21 protein-coding genes are annotated in these 17195 nt (G+C 47.6%); 10 read left to right on the top strand and 11 right to left on the bottom strand.

Features of this window, described 5'->3' with window-relative positions; all coding sequences use genetic code 11:
* The first annotated feature begins 112 nt into the window (after positions 1-112).
* Positions 113-592 (top strand): NUDIX domain-containing protein, encoded by a 480-nt coding sequence (locus QUB20_RS13875; RefSeq protein ID WP_333053933.1) that lies wholly within the window; start codon positions 113-115, stop codon positions 590-592.
* 531 nt (positions 593-1123) lie between these two features.
* Positions 1124-2833 carry a hypothetical protein gene (locus QUB20_RS13870; RefSeq protein ID WP_333246973.1) on the top strand — a complete coding sequence of 570 codons (1710 nt, stop codon included), beginning with the start codon at positions 1124-1126 and terminating at the stop codon, positions 2831-2833.
* Positions 2834-3080: 247 nt separating this feature from the next.
* Here the strand turns inward: QUB20_RS13870 and QUB20_RS13865 are convergent, their stop codons facing one another.
* Positions 3081-3818, bottom strand: coding sequence for a class I SAM-dependent methyltransferase (locus tag QUB20_RS13865; RefSeq protein ID WP_333053930.1), 738 nt, complete (start codon positions 3816-3818; stop codon positions 3081-3083).
* A gap of 7 nt (positions 3819-3825) precedes the next feature.
* On the bottom strand, positions 3826-4023 hold the full coding sequence (locus QUB20_RS13860; protein ID WP_333030091.1) for a hypothetical protein: 198 nt from the start codon (positions 4021-4023) through the stop codon (positions 3826-3828).
* 706 nt (positions 4024-4729) lie between these two features.
* On the opposite strand from QUB20_RS13860, the gene QUB20_RS13855 reads away from it, so the two are divergent.
* Entirely contained in the window at positions 4730-7273 is a 2544-nt protein-coding gene (locus QUB20_RS13855) for a mannose-1-phosphate guanyltransferase (RefSeq protein WP_333053928.1), read from the top strand.
* 78 nt (positions 7274-7351) lie between these two features.
* On the opposite strand, the gene QUB20_RS13850 is transcribed toward QUB20_RS13855, so the two are convergent.
* Positions 7352-7513, bottom strand: a complete 162-nt coding sequence (locus tag QUB20_RS13850; RefSeq protein WP_333291418.1) for a hypothetical protein — start codon at positions 7511-7513, stop codon at positions 7352-7354.
* Between QUB20_RS13850 and QUB20_RS13845 the strand changes: the two genes are divergently transcribed.
* Complete coding sequence (locus QUB20_RS13845) at positions 7500-8057, top strand: single-stranded DNA-binding protein (RefSeq protein WP_333246975.1); 558 nt, start codon at positions 7500-7502, stop codon at positions 8055-8057. The two genes, QUB20_RS13850 and QUB20_RS13845, sit on opposite strands and share 14 nt — an antisense overlap.
* A gap of 167 nt (positions 8058-8224) precedes the next feature.
* Here QUB20_RS13845 and QUB20_RS13840 read toward each other — a convergent pair whose 3' ends face one another.
* Positions 8225-8569, bottom strand: a complete 345-nt coding sequence (locus QUB20_RS13840; RefSeq protein WP_333240135.1) for a hypothetical protein — start codon at positions 8567-8569, stop codon at positions 8225-8227.
* Between the two features lie 425 nt (positions 8570-8994).
* A complete protein-coding gene (locus QUB20_RS13835; RefSeq protein ID WP_333246977.1) occupies positions 8995-9228 on the bottom strand; it encodes a hypothetical protein in 234 nt (77 codons plus the stop codon).
* A 221-nt stretch (positions 9229-9449) separates the two neighbouring features.
* Between QUB20_RS13835 and QUB20_RS13830 the strand changes: the two genes are divergently transcribed.
* Positions 9450-9674, top strand: a complete 225-nt coding sequence (locus QUB20_RS13830; protein ID WP_333053918.1) for a helix-turn-helix domain-containing protein — start codon at positions 9450-9452, stop codon at positions 9672-9674.
* A 66-nt stretch (positions 9675-9740) separates the two neighbouring features.
* Here the strand turns inward: QUB20_RS13830 and lipB are convergent, their stop codons facing one another.
* The gene (gene lipB / locus QUB20_RS13825; RefSeq protein WP_333246979.1) at positions 9741-10424 is read right to left on the bottom strand and encodes a lipoyl(octanoyl) transferase LipB; all 684 of its coding nucleotides are present in this window, start codon (positions 10422-10424) and stop codon (positions 9741-9743) included.
* Between the two features lie 151 nt (positions 10425-10575).
* On the opposite strand from lipB, the gene hpf reads away from it, so the two are divergent.
* Positions 10576-11229 (top strand): ribosome hibernation-promoting factor, HPF/YfiA family, encoded by a 654-nt coding sequence (gene hpf / locus QUB20_RS13820; RefSeq protein ID WP_333162386.1) that lies wholly within the window; start codon positions 10576-10578, stop codon positions 11227-11229.
* A gap of 454 nt (positions 11230-11683) precedes the next feature.
* Entirely contained in the window at positions 11684-12115 is a 432-nt protein-coding gene (locus QUB20_RS13815; protein WP_333246981.1) for a hypothetical protein, read from the top strand.
* A 322-nt stretch (positions 12116-12437) separates the two neighbouring features.
* Here the strand turns inward: QUB20_RS13815 and QUB20_RS13810 are convergent, their stop codons facing one another.
* Positions 12438-12896: a peroxiredoxin gene (locus QUB20_RS13810; RefSeq protein WP_333246984.1), complete on the bottom strand. Its 459-nt coding sequence runs from the start codon at positions 12894-12896 to the stop codon at positions 12438-12440.
* A gap of 151 nt (positions 12897-13047) precedes the next feature.
* On the opposite strand from QUB20_RS13810, the gene QUB20_RS13805 reads away from it, so the two are divergent.
* The gene (locus tag QUB20_RS13805) at positions 13048-13179 is read left to right on the top strand and encodes a hypothetical protein (protein ID WP_333291416.1); all 132 of its coding nucleotides are present in this window, start codon (positions 13048-13050) and stop codon (positions 13177-13179) included.
* 19 nt (positions 13180-13198) lie between these two features.
* Here the strand turns inward: QUB20_RS13805 and QUB20_RS13800 are convergent, their stop codons facing one another.
* Both QUB20_RS13800 and QUB20_RS13795 read right to left on the bottom strand, forming a co-directional pair.
* Positions 13199-14095, bottom strand: coding sequence for a metal ABC transporter permease (locus tag QUB20_RS13800; protein WP_333246986.1), 897 nt, complete (start codon positions 14093-14095; stop codon positions 13199-13201).
* Positions 14096-14117: 22 nt separating this feature from the next.
* Entirely contained in the window at positions 14118-14240 is a 123-nt protein-coding gene (locus tag QUB20_RS13795) for a hypothetical protein (RefSeq protein WP_333291414.1), read from the bottom strand.
* A 1-nt stretch (position 14241) separates the two neighbouring features.
* Between QUB20_RS13795 and QUB20_RS13790 the strand changes: the two genes are divergently transcribed.
* The gene (locus QUB20_RS13790; protein ID WP_333291411.1) at positions 14242-14385 is read left to right on the top strand and encodes a hypothetical protein; all 144 of its coding nucleotides are present in this window, start codon (positions 14242-14244) and stop codon (positions 14383-14385) included.
* A gap of 121 nt (positions 14386-14506) precedes the next feature.
* On the opposite strand, the gene QUB20_RS13785 is transcribed toward QUB20_RS13790, so the two are convergent.
* The gene (locus QUB20_RS13785; protein WP_333246988.1) at positions 14507-15316 is read right to left on the bottom strand and encodes a metal ABC transporter ATP-binding protein; all 810 of its coding nucleotides are present in this window, start codon (positions 15314-15316) and stop codon (positions 14507-14509) included.
* Between the two features lie 128 nt (positions 15317-15444).
* Positions 15445-15627, bottom strand: a complete 183-nt coding sequence (locus QUB20_RS13780) for a hypothetical protein (RefSeq protein WP_333291409.1) — start codon at positions 15625-15627, stop codon at positions 15445-15447.
* Position 15628: 1 nt separating this feature from the next.
* On the opposite strand from QUB20_RS13780, the gene QUB20_RS13775 reads away from it, so the two are divergent.
* A complete protein-coding gene (locus tag QUB20_RS13775) occupies positions 15629-16912 on the top strand; it encodes a metal ABC transporter substrate-binding protein (RefSeq protein WP_445299399.1) in 1284 nt (427 codons plus the stop codon).
* Positions 16913-17195 lie beyond the last annotated feature (283 nt).

The raw sequence follows: 17195 nt of genomic DNA, 5'->3' as shown, positions 1-17195 counted from the left end.
GGCCGGAGTGCTACGATCTGTTTTTCAAGTTCAAAGACGCTTGCCAAAGCATCCTTTGGATTGTTAACATCTGCCGCTCGTTAAACCTTTTGCTTAGGGAATATCTACTTCTATGGCTCGCGAGCCGATTCAAACATGGTATTTTACCCTAGTTGTCGTTCACTTAGAAGACCGTTTTCTACTGGTACAAGAGCGCAAGTACGAGCAGCAGTGGTATCTCCCAGCAGGGCGAGTGGAAAAAGGAGAGACTTTGCTCGAAGCTGCTATGCGTAATACCTTTGAGGAAGCGGGCATTTCCATCATCGTTGAGGGAATTCTCCGGGTAGAGCACACAGTCATGCCTAGGGGCAATGTGCGCCTCCGAGTCATTTTTGTGGCTCGTCCACAAGATAAGACGCCGCCCAAGAGTAAGCCGGATGAGCATACTTTGTGCGCGGGCTGGTATTCTCTCAAGGAATTAGACCAGTTGTCTCTACGGGGAGAGGAAGTGCGGGAAATGTTTCAATATATGGCAAGCGGCGCTCCAATTTATCCCATCGACTTGCTCACCATCGAGGGAGCTCCTTTTAAAAATTACCGCTATCGCTGGTGAATCCATCGATTTTGGATTTTGGATTTTGGATTTTGGATTTGAGACTTCGGCGTGAGTGCGATCGCCCTTACGATTTTAGATTTACTTGCAGCGCAGTGAATCAGGGAGCAGGAACTTTAATTTACAATTTGTAGAATCGACCCTGACGCTAGTGTCGGGGGCTTGTACTCATTTTGGGGCGGGGCTACCGAGTGACTGCGGGCTGGGCTGACAGCCACTCGATCAGTTTTTTGATGGCGTAACCGAATTGGAAACGCCGATCCATCGAACTTGTCGATCGTGTTTAATAAATTTGGTTCAGTTTCGGGCCCATGAATTTTCATCAAGGTTGATCGGGCAACTTCGAGGGCGATCGTGCTAAAATTATACCTTTGAATTCCCAACCTCTCCTCATTAAAACGAATTCACACTCAATCACAACCACAACAATATAAATTACCAATCCCTCAATCTAACAATCTCCCAATCTAACAATCTCCCAATCCCCCAATCCCCCAATCTAAAATCTAAAATCTAAAATCTAAAATTTAAATGACTGACTCTTCCTCCCTAGCCAACACCCTTTCCGAACCGCTGCGCCAGCCTTTTTGGTGGGCAGCCCTAGCTTCTGTGGGCCTGCACGGAGTCCTCGGAGCAACCGCCCCGACGCTCTCAAACATACTTTATGGTGGAAATTCCTCAAAAAATATCCCCGGTTCTGTCGGCTTAGTAGAACTAACTCCCGCAGAAGTCAGCCGCCTGCCACAAACCATACCACCGAAACCGTCTAATACGCGATTTACGCCATTTACGATCGCACCAGTTCCCCTTCCACCAGCGCCAAAGTTAGCCCCACCCTTGCCCCCCGCACCTGATACCATCAACTTGCCCGCCATGCCGCCGGGAATGCCCCCTCCTGGATTCTTTTCCCCTCTCCCTCCTTCCCCTCTCCCGCCCTTCACGGCCCCAACAGCCCCGCCACCTCCCACAACTCCATCCCCAATAGTCAGAGCCCCCTCCCAGCCAATACCCACTTTCGTCCCACCCGTACCTCCCAGCGGTTTCCTTTTCCCACCTTTACCTGGTAATTTCGATCGCAATATCCCGCCACCACCATCGCTGAATGAAGCGCCCCAGATTCCCGGCGGCGGCTCGGAAGATGAAGCAGAAGCGCTCAAAAGGATTATAGCCAGTAGAGGCGGACTGCCACTATTTCCAGACGGAGCTCCAGTCTTTACCCCGGAATTCCCAATTGGCAGGAATGTGGGACCCGATGGAGTACCAAAATTGACTCAAAAAGATCCCAATAAAAGGACTCTCATCGCAGAAACTCAGTCCGGTCAACCGGGTTCAAACTTACCCACCGACAGAGAGACACTGCTGGCGGCTGGAGAGACCTATGTTGCTTTGTTTGAGAAATTCAAAAAGGCTTATCCTGACTTGGAAATGACAGGCCCGACTCCTGTGCCTGTGCCTTATCCCGTAACAGCTTGCTCACAAAAACTCCAAGGAAGAGCAGTTTTTGGAGCAGTTGTCAGCCCTCAAGGCTTGCTCAAGGCCGAGCCACAGCCGATCGTCCCCACGGGTTACGGTATTCTCGATAATGCGGCTAAAATTGCGATTATTAGCCCTTCTCTAACATTTGAAGCAGCCAGCACGCACAAGCTTTACCAACTGGATGTCGAGTTTAAGTACGACGAAAAAGTTTGTAGTGGCATTCCTGTCACCCCAACCAGGCCCAACCCACCAGGCCAGCAGCCGCCAGCGCCCGCCCCCACAGCGCCCAGCAGACCAACAGGCCAGCCGCCCTCCCCAGCGCCTACTGAAGTGCAACCGCAGTTTGAGAAGCCGCCGGCCCCCTCAAACAAACCGCAGCCAGGGGCCCAACCGTCGCCGCCTGCACCCAAGCCTGCGGCTCAACCGTCGCCATCGCCTGAACCGAAACCCGCCGGGGAACAGTCGCCTTCTCCTCAACCGGAACCCGCCGAAGAGTCCCCGCAGCCCGAAGCTGCACCATCTCCTGCCGCCGAAGAGTCTCCGCAGCCGGAAGCCGCACCATCTCCTGCCGCCGAAGAGTCTCCGCAGCCGGAAGCTGCACCATCTCCTGCCGCCGAAGAGTCTCCGCAGCCGGAAGCTGCACCATCTCCTGCCCCGGAAGTGTCGCCGTCACCGTCGCCGGAAGCAGCGCCATCTCCTGCTGCCGAAGTGTCGCCGTCACCATCGCCGGAAGCAGCGCCATCTCCTGCGGCTACCGAAAATTAATTGGGCATCGCTAATTGGCAATCGGTATTGTAAAACTTCGTTGAGTTTATAAGCAATTATAAACAATAGTAGTTAGTAGTTAGTAGGGTGCGTCAGCTTGAATATTTGTAGCTTCTCAAACGAATTTCTACTTGCTGACGCACCCTACTTTATCAACTAAGAACGAAGTTGTTTTTCGTCCGCCTGACCAGGCTTGGGACGATTGAAGTTTGGACTACAAAGCTAATTATCTATTTCCCTTAACCTCTCAATTGTATTGAACTTTATACATTTGAAATAAGTCGCCGCTTTGCTTTTTTACTACCTTAGCGCCTGCAGCTTTAATCATTTTTTCCCAATCTTCTATTGTCTCTAAAAATACTTCGCCGGCTCGATAAGTTTCCAAAATTGCCCAATCTTCTGCTAAAGGAGCATTGGGGTTGAGGACATCAAAAACAAAATGACCGCCCGGTTTTAGTACCCGCTTTACTTCTCCCATGACAATATTCCAATAGTCTATGGGATAGTAACAGCTAAAGCCTGTAGCGAGGCATAAATCGAACTGAGCCTCCTCGTAATTTAACTGGTGAGCGGGAGCCCATTCTACGCCTTTGAACAGCTTAGAATTGAGCTGAGGGCCGCGAGCGTTTAAGGCGTCTCGCGCTGCGCTGCTGATTTCTTGACCGTAAAAATAGGCTTCCCAATCCCGCCAAGGGTAGATGAGAAAGCTGACTCCGCAGCCTATGTCTAAACAGCGCTGATTTTTTTGAGGTTTGGCAATTTTCCAGAAGGGAGAAACTGTTTTTGCTTGGAGAGTTCCTGCGACTGATTCTAGGAAAATCGGCATTGCTTCGACTTCTTCGGGTAAGGCGAAAGCTTCTCCTCGGTATTCGCGATCGAACCGGGCAGCAACCTGCGATAGTAAAACTTGCCAGCTATCTGATTTGCCTTTGGCAAACCAAGTTTGCTCGCTTGTACTTGCTGGGCGTTCGGACTTTTTAGACATTCTTGAATTACCTTTTAGAAGCTTTGAGAGCTTTTGTAAAGTTTTGGCGGTAAGGCTTATTAAAAATTAACGCGGGCCAGAGCAGGGAGAGCTTCAGGCGATTTGCAAAACTTCGATCGAAGTTAGTGCGATCGAACCCATTCCAAAATTTCCAAATACCGCCACCGTAAGCGATCAGCAATGCCAAGCTAATTAACGTACTCATTTAAAAAACCCCTAAGCAATGGATAGGATTTTGGGTCAGCTAGTCAAAGCGCTACCCTTAATCTATCATTTATCAGACGCCAAGGCACACCGATAGCTGTAGTAATTCCACCTTCCGAAAGAGACTGCAAAATCCCCGCTGGCCACAAACTTAAAAATAACACCCCCGAAATAGCTTTCACCGAGCAAGCAAGAAGGGACTTCTGGTAAAAGTCGATCGTTCTGAGGACTTATACCATTTTAGATGGAAGAATTTAAGAATTAAAGAATTGGGAATGACTGATGAGATAAGGGTTTAGAGCACGGGCCTACAGTTGCATTCTGTTTTTTAACTGGTATTACCTCACATCTTGCACCATTCTCAAGAACAGGCAAGATGCCTGTTCCACAAGAAAATCTACTCTTTGTGGAACAGGCATCTTGCCTGTTCCTAAAAGGCTAATTGAGAATGGTGCAAGATATAAGTATCACCCAACATCCCCTACAAATCCGAGCTCGACCGGGGGAGTGGTGCGATGCCGCAAGTTCTAATTCGGTTGAAATCGGTTGCTGTTGGGGGACGGCCTGGCCGAACGGGATTTACCAGACGTGTCACTACTCGAAGATAATTAACTAAGAACTGATAGCTCGCGGCCGACGAATTACAGCAGGCAAACTTTTTCTAGCGGACAATAGCGGTAGAGAGCTTTTTAAGCAAGGAGGATTTTATGCGTGCAGTGCTGATGGCTGGGGGATCGGGAACTAGGCTCAGACCCCTGACGTGCGATTTGCCCAAACCGATGGTGCCGATTCTGAATCGCCCGATCGCAGAACACATTATTAATTTGCTAAAAAGGCATCAGATTACGGAAATTATTGCGACGCTGCACTACCTTCCCGATGTCATGCGCGAATATTTTACTGACGGGGCAGAGTTTGGCGTTCAAATGACTTACGCTGTGGAGGAAGACCAACCGCTGGGTACGGCTGGTTGCGTCAAAAATATTGCTGAACTGCTCGATCGCACTTTTTTGGTCATCAGCGGCGACAGCATCACAGACTTCGACTTAACCGCAGCAATCAAATTTCACCGTAGCCAGCAATCCAAAGCCACGTTAATTTTAACTCGCGTTCCCAACCCGATGGAATTCGGGGTCGTGATTACCGAGGAAAATTACCGCATCAGTCGCTTTCTGGAAAAGCCTTCTAGCAGCGAAATTTTCTCCGATACTATCAATACCGGCATTTATATTTTAGAACCCGAAGTCTTGGATTACCTGCCGGTAAATCAGGAGTGCGACTTCTCGAAAGACTTGTTTCCCCTGCTACTGGAAAAAAACGAGCCGATGTACGGCTACATCGCCGAGGGTTACTGGTGCGATGTCGGCCAGCTAGATGTTTACCGGGAATCTCAGTACGACGCGCTGCGGGCCAAGGTTAAACTGGATTTGAGCTACTACAACGAAGTTCGATCGGGACTTTGGGTAGGTCAGAATACTTTTATTGACGATAGCGCGATCGTCGAAGTACCGGCCATGATCGGCAACAATTGCCGAATTGGAGCCCGAGTTAAAATCGATGCAGGTACTGTGATCGGAGATAACGTGACTGTGGGGGCCGACGCTAATCTCAAACGTCCCATCGTCTGGAACGGAGCAATTGTCGGTGAAGACGCTCATCTTAGGGCCTGCGTGATTTGCCGGAGTACCCGCGTAGACAGGCGCGCTCACGTCCTCGAAGGTGCTGTCGTCGGTTCAATGTCCATCGTGGGAGAAGAAGCACAAGTGGGGCCGAGCGTGCGCGTCTGGCCGAGCAAAAATATTGAATCCGGCGCTCTGTTAAATCAAAATTTAATTTGGGGAGAACAAGCTAAGCGGAATTTGTTCGGTCAGCGTGGCGTTCAAGGACTGGCAAATGTGGATGTTACCCCGGAATTTGCAGTGAAATTGGGCGCGGCTTATGGCTCGACTTTAAAACCGGGGACTGCGGTATCGGTTTCTCGTGACCAGCGGAGCATTTCGCGGATGGTTTCGAGGTCTTTGATTGCGGGTTTGATGTCGGTGGGAATTAATGTGATCAATTTGGAATCGACGGCAATTCCGATCGCGCGCACGGTTTCGTCTACGATATCAATTGCTGGCGGCATTCATGTTCGCATTTCGCCCGATCGCTCCGACCACATTTTAATTGAATTCTTCGATATCAAAGGCATCAATATTACAAAAGGAGCTGAGAAAAAAATCGAGGGGGCTTATTTTAAGGAAGATTTGCGGCGAGCTCTAATTCCCGAAATTGGAGAGATGACGTACTTTAACCAAGCTCTCGATGTTTACAACCGCATTTTTGAGCGGCAGATGAATGTTGAGGCAATACGCTACAGCAATTCTAAGGTGGTAATCGATTACGTTTACGCGGTTTCTGGAGCAATTCTGCCCCAAATGCTTGCCAAGTTCGGCTGCGATGCGGTGGTTCTCAATGCCAGTCTCAAACAGACTTCTCTAAGCAACGGGGAACGGGAATATTTGCTCGACCAACTTGGCCGGGTGGTGAAAGCACTCAGCGCTAATTTTGGAGTGCAGGTATCGGCTAACGGCGAACAGCTCATTTTGGTAGATGAGTCTGGGATAGCGATTCGTGGGGAAATGCTGACGGCGTTGATGGTAAATTTGATGCTGACTTCTCATCCCAAAGGTACAGTAGTAGTGCCGGTTCATGCGTCTTCTGCGGTGGAGGCGATCGCCCGACGCTATCAAAGCAAGGTAATCCGCACGAAGGCGAACCCAACTGCTTTGATGGAAGCCGCTAACAGGAACCCGAATGTGGTTTTGGGCGGCAGCGGCCTTATGGGTTTTATTTTCCCGCAGTTGCATCCCGGATTTGACGGAATGTTCTGCATTGCTAAAGTGATAGAAATGATGACGATTCAGGAGCGATCGCTCGGACAGATCAAGGCGGAACTTCCCCGCATCACCCACCGCAGTTACAGCGTCCGCTGTCCTTGGACTATCAAGGGTTCGCTGATGCGACATTTAGTAGAAACTCATTCGCCCGATCGTTTAGAATTATTAGATGGAGTGAAGATTTTTAACTACAGCGACGACAATTGGGTATTAGTTTTACCCGATGCTAGTGAACCGACCGTTCATATCTTCGCCAACAGTGAGGATCGAGATTGGGTATCTGAAACGTTGAAGGAGTACCGCGCCCTCGTTCACGATTTTGTCAGTCAAGCCGAGGCGGCGGTTCTCCAAGATAAATTTGGTAACGTGTAATCGGGAATTGGGCCTTGGGCATTGGCAATGGGGAATTGGTAATGCAAAAGTAAAAAATAAAATGCGTTATTTTAAGTTTTACCTTTTTACTTGAAAGTTCATGCCCAATTCCCAATCCCGAAGTCCCTGCGCGGGCCAATTCCCAATTCCCGATGCCCAATTCCCGATGCCCAATTCCCAATTCCCAATTCCCAATTCCCAATTCCCAATTACGCACAGATAACAGATGAATAGCTGCATTTTGATGGCGGAAATAATTCAACAACCGCAACTCCGTTATACTCCTGACAATCAACTTCAAATCGCTGAGATGTTGGTGCAGTTTCCTGGCCCAAAACCAGAAGATCCCCCCGAACATTTGAAAGTGATAGGATGGGGAAATTTTGCTCAAGAAATTCACGAGAAATATCACGAGGGCGATCGCGTGATTATTGAGGGGCGGCTGAGCATGAATACGATCGAAAGAGATGGTATTAAAGAAAAGCGCGCTGAACTGACAGCTCAAAGGATTTACAGTGTAGGCGCCGATGCCATGAGTTCGGCTCCCCCAGCTAGAACCGCCCCGGAACCGGCTCAAATTCGCGACACCGCCCCGGCTAATGTGCCAAGCAATGTAGTACCTTTAGGCTCGCGGAACCGCAGTTCTAATAGCGCTCCAAGCGGCCCTAATCGCACGTCTAGTTCGGATTGGAACTCCCATCAGTCGTCTAATTCTGAGTCCGATCGCCAGTCGGGTTCGTCTAACGAACCGGAAAATCCCGATTACGATCCGATTCCATTTTAAAAATTAGGGTGCATCACTTGACGAGCGATCGCAAAACTTCGCAGTTCGATCGAAAGTGACGCACCTTAATTTAAGAGCGATTCCCTACGGGATAGCTTCGCTCGCGCGTACTTCAGGAAAAAAATGGGCGATCCAATTTGGCTGAACTACGAGCTAAATTGCAAATTTTACAGCTCGATCGTCACAACTTTTTTCTTGCTTTTTTCGTCGCGCAGCACGACTGTATTGTAGGGTGATGTATCCGTCCCCAGCGGAATTGGCAGCTTAAAGCTGCCGCTCTTATGCTTAAGTTCGCCTAAATCAATGCTTTTCGTTATATTGCCATCTGTTGCCAGATAAGCGGTAAGTTCGCCTTTATAATCTTCAATCAAAAAGTCTCTGAAGAAAACGACTTCCCCAGCCTCGGCATCGATAGCAAGGATGACCGTACCGCTAAACGTTGCGCCTTTTTCTTCTTCATCAACCGTCGCCATTTTAATTTCCGAGGGGTCTTGACCGGACATATCTGCCATAAATTTTTTCTCCTGAACTGAGCGCAATAATTAACAAGAATCATACCTGACGCTACGGGGGATCGCAAAACTCTTAGGACGTATTTCTGCATCTGTCTTGCTTCTGTCTGAGGTTAGAGAAGCCCGCGATCGCGCATTATACCCCCAAGTCTCGCAAACACCGCCGCGCTAATTCGATTCGATATTTAGCATCCTTACTCTGGAGTTTTTAAGGAGCGCGAATTAAATAACTTACAATTTTAATTGTTATTGTGGGATGGGCGTCCCGCCCGTCCTTTTTGGATGGGCCCGACGCCCATCCCACAAACTTGTGGAAGTTATTTAATTATCATTCCTAAGTGATTGGGTCGAGAATTAAGCCTGATGTTTTTGATAATTTAAGAGCGATCGCACTTGGCTCAATAAAGGGCGATCGCCCTTAAAGATTATTCTTTCCAGTAACGGGTTAAAATCCGCATTATTTCACCTGCTAGAGGGGACGGTAAAGGCGGACTCCATTCCCCAACTTCTGCAAAACCCAAGACGTGAAGTAAATTGATGATGCTTTCTACTCCTTTGGGAATCCCGCAAATCAACAATCGGATCGGTTGTTTGCCGATGGGTGCGTCGGGAATTTCTTCGCGCAGGAGTTCGGGAACTGACTTTGGCTGTGATATCATAAGTTTTAACTAGACAATAGTCGGAGAGCGATCGCCCTTGAGTTTTCGAGGCCAAGGGGCGATCGCTTTTCCGTTTGTACATCCTCAGCATAGTTCATTTTCTGAATTTAGTCAACTGCCAAGCTCAAATAATTTACCGTAGCGGTTAATTAAAGGATAGTGAAGGTTGCGGGATGGTAACATCAGCTTGCAAAGTCCAGGCTATTAATTGAGCGTCAACAGTGGTCATCCGTTGGAAATTGGCAGTTGTAATGGCCGAGCGAAATATCAGCAACAAAGAGTTGGCTGCTTTGGTGGGGATGCACCCAACTTCGTTTTCGAGACTCAAAACCCGCCGTCGCCTCACGAGAATTGACGAATCCACTCTCAATGCTCTGTGCAAAGCACTAAACTGCCAACCGGGCGATTTAATGGTGTATGAGGAAGACCAGCCCGATCGCACTTAACAAACCGACTGCGATCGTTCGTAGTAAGGTGGACAGCGACGCACCCTACACATTCGTGAAGCGAAGCTATCCCGTAGGGAATCGCACAATTTCCACTGCAAAAACGCGAGCAAACTCAGCGACAAGGATCGATCGCACTCGATCGACCTCAATTCCGGGGATAAACTGCTCTAAACTGCCAACAGGTTTATCTGGAATCCCGCAAGGTACAATTTGCCCAAAGCCTGCGAGATCGGGACAAACATTTAAAGCAAAACCGTGCATCGTAATCCAGCGGCTGACTTTAATGCCGATCGCACCTACCTTGCACCCATCCACCCAAACCCCAGTCATACCGGGAACCCGCGAACCCTTCAACCCCAAAACTTCCAGCACCCCCAGCAGCACTTCCTCCAACTGCCGCAAATACCAGTGCAAATCAGGCTGGTGACGGCGCAAATTTAAAATCGGATAGCCCACCAATTGGCCCGGACAGTGGTAAGTCACCTCGCCGCCCCGCTCAACTCGGTGAAGTTCCGCCCCAGTTTGGCTTGGGTCAAATTTCAGAAATTCCAGCTTTGCTCCCAGTCCCAAAGTGTAAACCGGCGGATGTTCCAGCAAAATCAGGACATCTGGCAAATCAGGCTTGTCGCGGCGTTCTTGCACGAGTTTTTGCTGGATTTCCCAAGCTTGGGAGTAGGGAACTTGTCCCCAATCGAGGAGCAAGCAGGGTTGTGCATTTAGTGGTTGATGGATTAGAGGAGAAACCATGCAAAAAATCAATAGTATTTTTACGGAATATTGGCCCAGCTTAAATCAAGAATTGTCAACATATAATAAAAGATTTGGAAGATAAGTGTTTTCGAGAATACATAGTGCTACTGTATAAAATATACCGAAGTTACAGAAGGGAGGGAGCTCTATGAAGCTTGTTATCCAGGGTAAAAATATAGAAATCACCGATGCGATTCGCGAGTACGTCAATCAAAAGGTGGAAAAGGCAGTTAGCCATTTTCAAACTTTGACGACAGAAGTGGACATACATCTATCGGTGGCTCGTAACCCCAGGATCAATCCTAAGCAGACTGCTGAGGTGACAATTTATGCTAACGGCAGCGTGATTCGGGCTGAAGAAAGCACGGAAAGCCTGTATGCCAGCATAGATTTGGTTGCCGACAAGATAGCTCGTCAACTGCGGAAATTCAAGGAAAAACGTCACGACAACAAAATCCAGAGTAGTGCCAAAACGGTTACGGTAGTTGAGGAACATCCTGTAGTAGCGGATCTGATTGGCGATCGAACTCCCGAACTTCCTGCTGAGGTGGTACGGACTAAGTATTTTGCTATGCCTCCAATGACTGTGCAACAAGCTTTGGAACAATTGCAGATTATCGATCACGATTTCTATATGTTCCGTAATGCGGAAACAGACGAAATTAACGTACTCTACGAACGCAAGACTCACGGTGGCTATGGAGTTATCCAACCCCGGCACAGCAACGGTAACGGTAATAGCAAAAATGGCAAAACTGCCGAAAGCGCTACATCTGAAAAATCGAGTGTTGCAAAAAGCTAGATAATTGCTAAGTGCTAATTGTTAATGGCTGCAAGTCGTTAGCAAAAAAGGACTAAAGTCCTTACTACGAACCACGAGTTTTTAGTAAGAACTTTAGTCCTTTCTTGGTTTTTTAGAGAATCAGGACTGAGGTGTTCACTACGAACAAGTGGTAAAATCTGTCTTTACCAGCTAGCTGTATCTCGCGACTAAATCTTTCGCTGCTTGTCGGTGTTTTTCTACCAAACTCGGCGGGGAAAGCACTTGGGGGCTATCCATATATCTTTGCACCCACACACTGAATTCGTTCAGGGAGGGATGGGGCAAATTTATCTAATAATTAACATACAGCAGCTTGCCAAAACTGTCCCTCGGCCCTTCCTTAATTTTTTGTCGCGGGTGTCGCCGATCTCCCTCTAGACTCCTTGCGCTGCCTGGGGTGTAGAATGGAGGTGAAACTAATTGAATGGAATGTATGCGGAAGTTAGTTTTCTCAGATACAGAAATGTTTTATCGTGAGCTAAAGACAGCCTTGGAGCAAGGTGAGCAAGTTGAAGTTATTACAGACTACGAGCGATATTCAGACCTTCCAGAGAAGTTAAAAACCATTTTTGAGTTACACAAGAACAAATCGGGAGAGTGGGTAAATATAGCTACAGGCGCATTCATCCCTTCTTCTGCTGGGGTTACTGCGCTTAACTACTCTGCCCTCTATATTTTTGCTTATGCAGCAGGTGCAGGTGCTCTTGGATTCATAGTTGGTGGTCCTGTTGGAGCAGCAGTTGGCGCTGGTATCGGAGCCTTAGCTGGAACTGTTGCTGTTGCGACATCAAGCGGAAGGCATCATGTAGATATAGAAATTGAGGCGAATGGTAAACTCCGGCTTAAGATTAGCCCAATCGATTGAACAACGTGACACTCCCCACTCGCTGGGGAAACTAATTGAATGGAAAGTTTGTTAACTCTGGGGTCAAGTTTGATAATCTGTGTTGGTGCTCCCCACTGGCTGGGGAAACTAATTGAATGGAAACTGACCTGCATCGGCGCAATGGTCGCACCAAATTTGTTGGCCCAACTCCCCACTCGCTGGCGAAACTAATTGAATGGAAACGCGCGGCCTGCACTGCGATTTTCGCGCCAATATCGCAGAAACCGGGTTTTTTAGCTAATCTGCTAGATAGCAAATCATTTTCGTAAAAAAACCCGGTTTCTGGCCACCCGCGCGCCACCTAACTTTTAATAGCTTCCAAAGTTTTGAGTGCTTCTGCAACGTGTGCTTTGAAGTCTAACATGGAGTCAAAAATATGCTTGACAACGCCTTCTTTGTCAATGACATAAGTTACTCTACCGGGCATAATCCACAGTGTAGCTGGAACTCCATATAATTGCCGAACTTTGTTGCCAGTATCGCTCAGCAGTGTAAAGGGTAGCTGATATTTGGTGGCAAATTGCTGGTGCGATTGTTGCGAATCTTCGCTAATTCCTATGACTTCTGCGCCTGCGTCTTTGAAGACTTCGTAGCTATCTCGAAAAGCGCAAGCTTGAGTCGTGCATCCGGGTGTGTCGTCTTTGGGGTAAAAGTAGACTATGACGTTTTTTTTACCTTTAAAATCTTTGAGGCTGACTGATGTGCCAGTTTGAGATGGTAAGGTAAAATCGGGTGCGGTGTCTCCTACTTTGACGGTCATGTTTTTTTAACTTAGTAGATGTGTTGGCGTGAAATTTTAACTTTTGTTATTGTACTGTTTTTTTGAGCAATAGTTCGCAGTTGCGATCGCCCGATTCGGGAGTATCTGAGATGTTGCACCATTCTCAATAAGCTTTTTATGAACAGGCAAGATGCCTGTTCCACAAGAAAATTCACTCTTTGTGGAACAGGCATCTTGCCTGTTAAGGGCCTGTTATACAAGAAAATTCACTCTTTGTGGAACAGGCATCTTGCCTGTTAAGCGAGAATTGTGCAAGATGTGAGTTACTACAAAGTTATTTGTTATCTGCCTTTGGTTAAATTTTTTAATTCCCGCCAGATTGGAGGAAGTTGGCCGGAGTTTGTGCGGGGCTGGGTGAGGATTCCTTGAGTGGGACTGAACAGCAATGATAGCACAAATAATCCCGATGCAACTAAAACTATTGCGGGGCCGGATGGCAAGTTATAGAAGTAGCTGAGATACATTCCGCTAATGCTGGAAATAACTCCGATTATTGCGCCTAAAATCATGACTTGGTGCAGGCGAGTGACTAGGAGATAGGCGGTACTTGCGGGTGTAATTAATAGGGACAAGACTAGCACTACGCCCACGGCTTTGAGGCTGGCAACTATGGTGAGGGCGATGAGTACCATCAGTCCGAAGTTGAGCAGGTTTACTGGCAAACCTGTGGCTTGCGCTCCTAATGGATCGAATGTGTAAAATAGCAGTTCTTTGTAAAAGAATACTACAACTAATAAGACTACGGCGACTATGACGGCTGTGTCGATCGCATCTTCGACTGTAACGCCGAGGATGTTGCCGAAAAGAAAGTGGTTGAGGTCGATTTTGTTGTCTTTTTGGACGATCGTAATTAGGGTGATGCCGAGGGCGAAGAAGGCTGAAAATACGATGCCCATTGCGGCGTCTTCTTTGATTGTCGATCGAGCTTTGATCCAAGCTATGATTACTGTACTCAAAACTCCGGCAATGAAAGCGCCGATAAAGATATTTCCTCCGAGGATAAAGGCGATCGCCAATCCGGGCAAAACCGAGTGGCTGATGGCGTCTCCGAGCAAGGCCAGCCGCTGTACCATTAGGTAGCTGCCGACGATCGCGCAGACGATGCCGACGAGAATGGCAATTATGAGCGATCGCTGCATGAATCCGTACTGCAACGGCTCAATTAAGGTTTGTATCATAAAATTATCAAATCAAAGTTAACTAATGACTAACAACCAAAGCAACCCGGTTCGATCTGAGATGTTGCACCATTCTCAATAAGCTTTTTAGGAACAGGCAAGATGCCTGTTCCACAAAGAGTGAATTTTCTTGTGGAACAGGCATCTTGCCTGTTCTTGAGAATAGTGCAAGATGTGAGTTCGATCCGAGATTTATCGTTGCCCAATTCAAGATTATCAAAAAAACCGCGTTCAAGAGTGTAACTCCTAGATTAATGACCAAGAATTTCTTGATGGTACCCGCCACGTGATTTATCCGTGGAATCCCAAATCGAAAATCGAAAATCCTCAAGCCCCCGCATTTATCCGCGGGGTCAATCTAAAATCTAAAATCTAAAATCTAAAATCTAAAATCGATTGAGGGCTGGCTAATTAAGCTGCTTGTCCGGCAAAGAACATTACTTGTCCGCCGTAGGCGCGGTAAAGGTTTTCTTTTGTTAGCACTTCTTGGCGGGAACCAGCGGCAATCAGTTCTGTATTTAACAAAATTAAATCGTCAAAATTGGTGATTGATTCGCCTAAGTCGTGGTTGACTACTAAGACGATTTTCCCGGCATTTGCTAGCTGGTGGAATATCTCGAAAATGATATTTTGAGTTTTTTGGTCAACGCCGACAAACGGCTCGTCAAAGCAGAAAATAGCGGCTTCTTGGGCTAAGGCTCTAGCTAGAAATACTCGCTGTTGCTGTCCGCCAGAAAGTTGTCCGATCGGTCTGTCTTTGTAAGCACTCATGCCTACTCTTTCTAAGGCATCGGCAGCGGTGCGGCGGCTAGCTGCGGAGAAGCGGCGAAACCATCCGGCTTTTCTGACTCTTCCCATCATCACGACATCCCAAACGGTGGCGGGATAGTTCCAGTCAATTTGCGATCGCTGGGGCACGTAGGCTACTGTTTCGAGTCGATCGGCGATCGCTTCTTCGCCCCAGGTAACAGTGCCGCGATCGGCGGGAATTAAGCCCAACATTGCTTTGATTAGGGTGCTTTTGCCGGCACCGTTGGGGCCAATAATACCCGTCAGCCTTCCCGGTTTGACGGAAAGATTGATATCTCTGAGTGCCTCTACCGTGCGGTAGTTTACTGCTAAGTGCTTAACAGCGATAATTTCAGTGTCGGTAGCGCTGTCTTTGAGGTGGCAAACCATTTTAGACCAAGGATTCTCGTTGGGGAAGGCGGCGGTATTCATGGCGGTGAGTCTATCTCCTTTTTATTAAGTTTACTGTAAAAATGAAAAGAATATGAAATCATCGGTAAATAGGAATAATCTGGAACGCACGAGAGGTAGATAATGCGACAGTGCCAGCTCGAAACCCCTCAAACCATAGGTTTGGTGGCGAAAATCTCAAGTCGGTTAAAACTGATATCTTCCATCCTTCTCAATAACAGGCAAGATGCCTGTTCCACAAAGAGTGAGTTTTCTTGTGGGGTGGGCATCCTGCCCGTCAAGAACGGGCAAGATGCCCGTTCCACGAGTGAGTTTTCTTGTGGAACAGGCATCTTGCCTGTTCCTAAGCAAGTTATTGAGAATGGTGTCAGATGTGACTTAAAACTGATATCTTCCACCCTTCTCAAGAACGGGCAAGATGCCCGTTCCACAAAGAATGAGTTTTCTTGTGGGGTGGGCATCCTGCCCGTCAAGAACGGGCAAGATGCCCGTTCCACAAAGAATGAGTTTTCCTGTGGAACAGGCATCTTGCCTGTTCCTAAACAAGTTATTGAGAATGGTGTCAGATGTGAGTTAAAACCGACGGCAACAGTGAAGCAACTTGATAAAGGAGAGTTTAGCCGTGAGTCGGGGATTGAAACCGCCGCCCCTGGATGGGACAAGTCCAAGGCATTTTGGATTAGAACTATTGCTTGCGGCATTTTGACTGTGGGTTTATTTAGTTGCGCTCAAACTCAGACCAATAGCCTCTCTCCAGAGGCAGATGCTAAACCGAAGGTAGTTGCTACTAGCACAATTATTGAGGATTTGACCGATCGAGTAGCGGGCGACGAAATTCAGCTAACAGGAATTTTGCAGCCGGGAACCGATCCTCACGTTTACGAACCGGTGCCAAAAGATTCTCAAGGTTTAGAAGAAGCTAACTTAATTTTGTATAACGGTTACAATTTGGAACCGGGATTAATTAGGATGATGAATGCCGCCGGAATTAAGGCGCGGAAATTAGCAGTGGGGGAAGTTGTCAAGCCTTTGCTATTGAATAAAGAAGGCAATACCGTACCCGATCCGCACGTTTGGGGAAATGTGGAAAATGCAGTTCAAATGGTGGAAGCGATTCGGGATGCGCTAATCGAACTGTCGCCGGAAGATCGGGAGAAGTTTACGCAGAATGCTGTGAAACTTACTGAAGAGTTAAAACGCTTGGATAGTTGGATCGAACAACAGATTAAAACTATTCCCGAAAATCAGCGCAAATTAGTCACAAGTCACGATGCTTTTCAATATTACAGCCGCGCCTACGGATTGGGAAGTCCTAACAGTTTGATCGGGATTAGTACCGAGGAACAGCCGAGCGCTCAAACGGTGCAAAAGTTAGTAGAATCGGTGAAAGCTGCGGGAGTTCCTGCTATTTTTGCCGAAACTACAATTAACCCGCAACTGATTAGGACAGTAGCGGAGGAAGCGGGGGTGAAATTGGCGGCGCAGCAACTTTATTCGGATTCGATTGGGACACCCGGAAGCGAGGGTGATTCTTATGTGAAAATGATGTCGGCTAATACTCGCGCCATCGTCGAAGCTTTGGGGGGGAAACATACGCCGTTTGAAGTTAGCAAGTAGCAAGTATGGTGCGTCAATCGATTTTAGATTTTAGATTTTAGATTTTAGATTGAAGCCTTGACCCCACGGATAAATTGGGGGGCGTGTTTATCGGATACAGGTTTTCTATTTCTGGACGGATGAATCCGGGGGCTTGTATCCTGATGCTTTCGGTCATCCTTGATTCCCAATCTAAAATCTAAAATCTAAAATCTAAAATAGTCTGACGCACCTACAATTTTCAGTTTACCTGCTTCGACAAAATTAAATTGAGCACGTTCAATTCGTTGGAACTTAAAAGATA

This window comes from Microcoleus sp. B4-C2, assembly GCF_036705265.1.
Classification (GTDB): Bacteria; Cyanobacteriota; Cyanobacteriia; order Cyanobacteriales; family Microcoleaceae; genus Microcoleus.
Note: the sequence above shows the minus strand (reverse complement) of the source record. Positions and strands in the feature narration are given on the sequence as shown.

Excerpts from the sequence above, each read along its gene's own strand:
- QUB20_RS13810 (WP_333246984.1), bottom strand. The coding sequence starts at position 12,896 with ATGACCGTCAAAGTAGGAGACACCGCACCCGATTTTACCTTACCATCT.
- QUB20_RS13845 (WP_333246975.1), top strand. The coding sequence starts at position 7,500 with ATGAATAGCTGCATTTTGATGGCGGAAATAATTCAACAACCGCAACTC.
- QUB20_RS13795 (WP_333291414.1), bottom strand. The coding sequence starts at position 14,240 with ATGCCTGTTCCACAAGAAAATTCACTCTTTGTGGAACAGGCATCTTGC.
- QUB20_RS13855 (WP_333053928.1), top strand. The coding sequence starts at position 4,730 with ATGCGTGCAGTGCTGATGGCTGGGGGATCGGGAACTAGGCTCAGACCC.
- QUB20_RS13840 (WP_333240135.1), bottom strand. The coding sequence starts at position 8,569 with ATGGCAGATATGTCCGGTCAAGACCCCTCGGAAATTAAAATGGCGACG.
- lipB (WP_333246979.1), bottom strand. The coding sequence starts at position 10,424 with ATGGTTTCTCCTCTAATCCATCAACCACTAAATGCACAACCCTGCTTG.
- QUB20_RS13800 (WP_333246986.1), bottom strand. The coding sequence starts at position 14,095 with ATGATACAAACCTTAATTGAGCCGTTGCAGTACGGATTCATGCAGCGA.
- hpf (WP_333162386.1), top strand. The coding sequence starts at position 10,576 with ATGAAGCTTGTTATCCAGGGTAAAAATATAGAAATCACCGATGCGATT.
- QUB20_RS13850 (WP_333291418.1), bottom strand. The coding sequence starts at position 7,513 with ATGCAGCTATTCATCTGTTATCTGTGCGTAATTGGGAATTGGGAATTG.
- QUB20_RS13835 (WP_333246977.1), bottom strand. The coding sequence starts at position 9,228 with ATGATATCACAGCCAAAGTCAGTTCCCGAACTCCTGCGCGAAGAAATT.
- QUB20_RS13815 (WP_333246981.1), top strand. The coding sequence starts at position 11,684 with ATGCGGAAGTTAGTTTTCTCAGATACAGAAATGTTTTATCGTGAGCTA.
- QUB20_RS13870 (WP_333246973.1), top strand. The coding sequence starts at position 1,124 with ATGACTGACTCTTCCTCCCTAGCCAACACCCTTTCCGAACCGCTGCGC.
- QUB20_RS13860 (WP_333030091.1), bottom strand. The coding sequence starts at position 4,023 with ATGAGTACGTTAATTAGCTTGGCATTGCTGATCGCTTACGGTGGCGGT.
- QUB20_RS13780 (WP_333291409.1), bottom strand. The coding sequence starts at position 15,627 with ATGCCTGTTCCACAAGAAAACTCACTCGTGGAACGGGCATCTTGCCCG.
- QUB20_RS13785 (WP_333246988.1), bottom strand. The coding sequence starts at position 15,316 with ATGAATACCGCCGCCTTCCCCAACGAGAATCCTTGGTCTAAAATGGTT.
- QUB20_RS13805 (WP_333291416.1), top strand. The coding sequence starts at position 13,048 with ATGCCTGTTCCACAAGAAAATTCACTCTTTGTGGAACAGGCATCTTGC.
- QUB20_RS13865 (WP_333053930.1), bottom strand. The coding sequence starts at position 3,818 with ATGTCTAAAAAGTCCGAACGCCCAGCAAGTACAAGCGAGCAAACTTGG.
- QUB20_RS13875 (WP_333053933.1), top strand. The coding sequence starts at position 113 with ATGGCTCGCGAGCCGATTCAAACATGGTATTTTACCCTAGTTGTCGTT.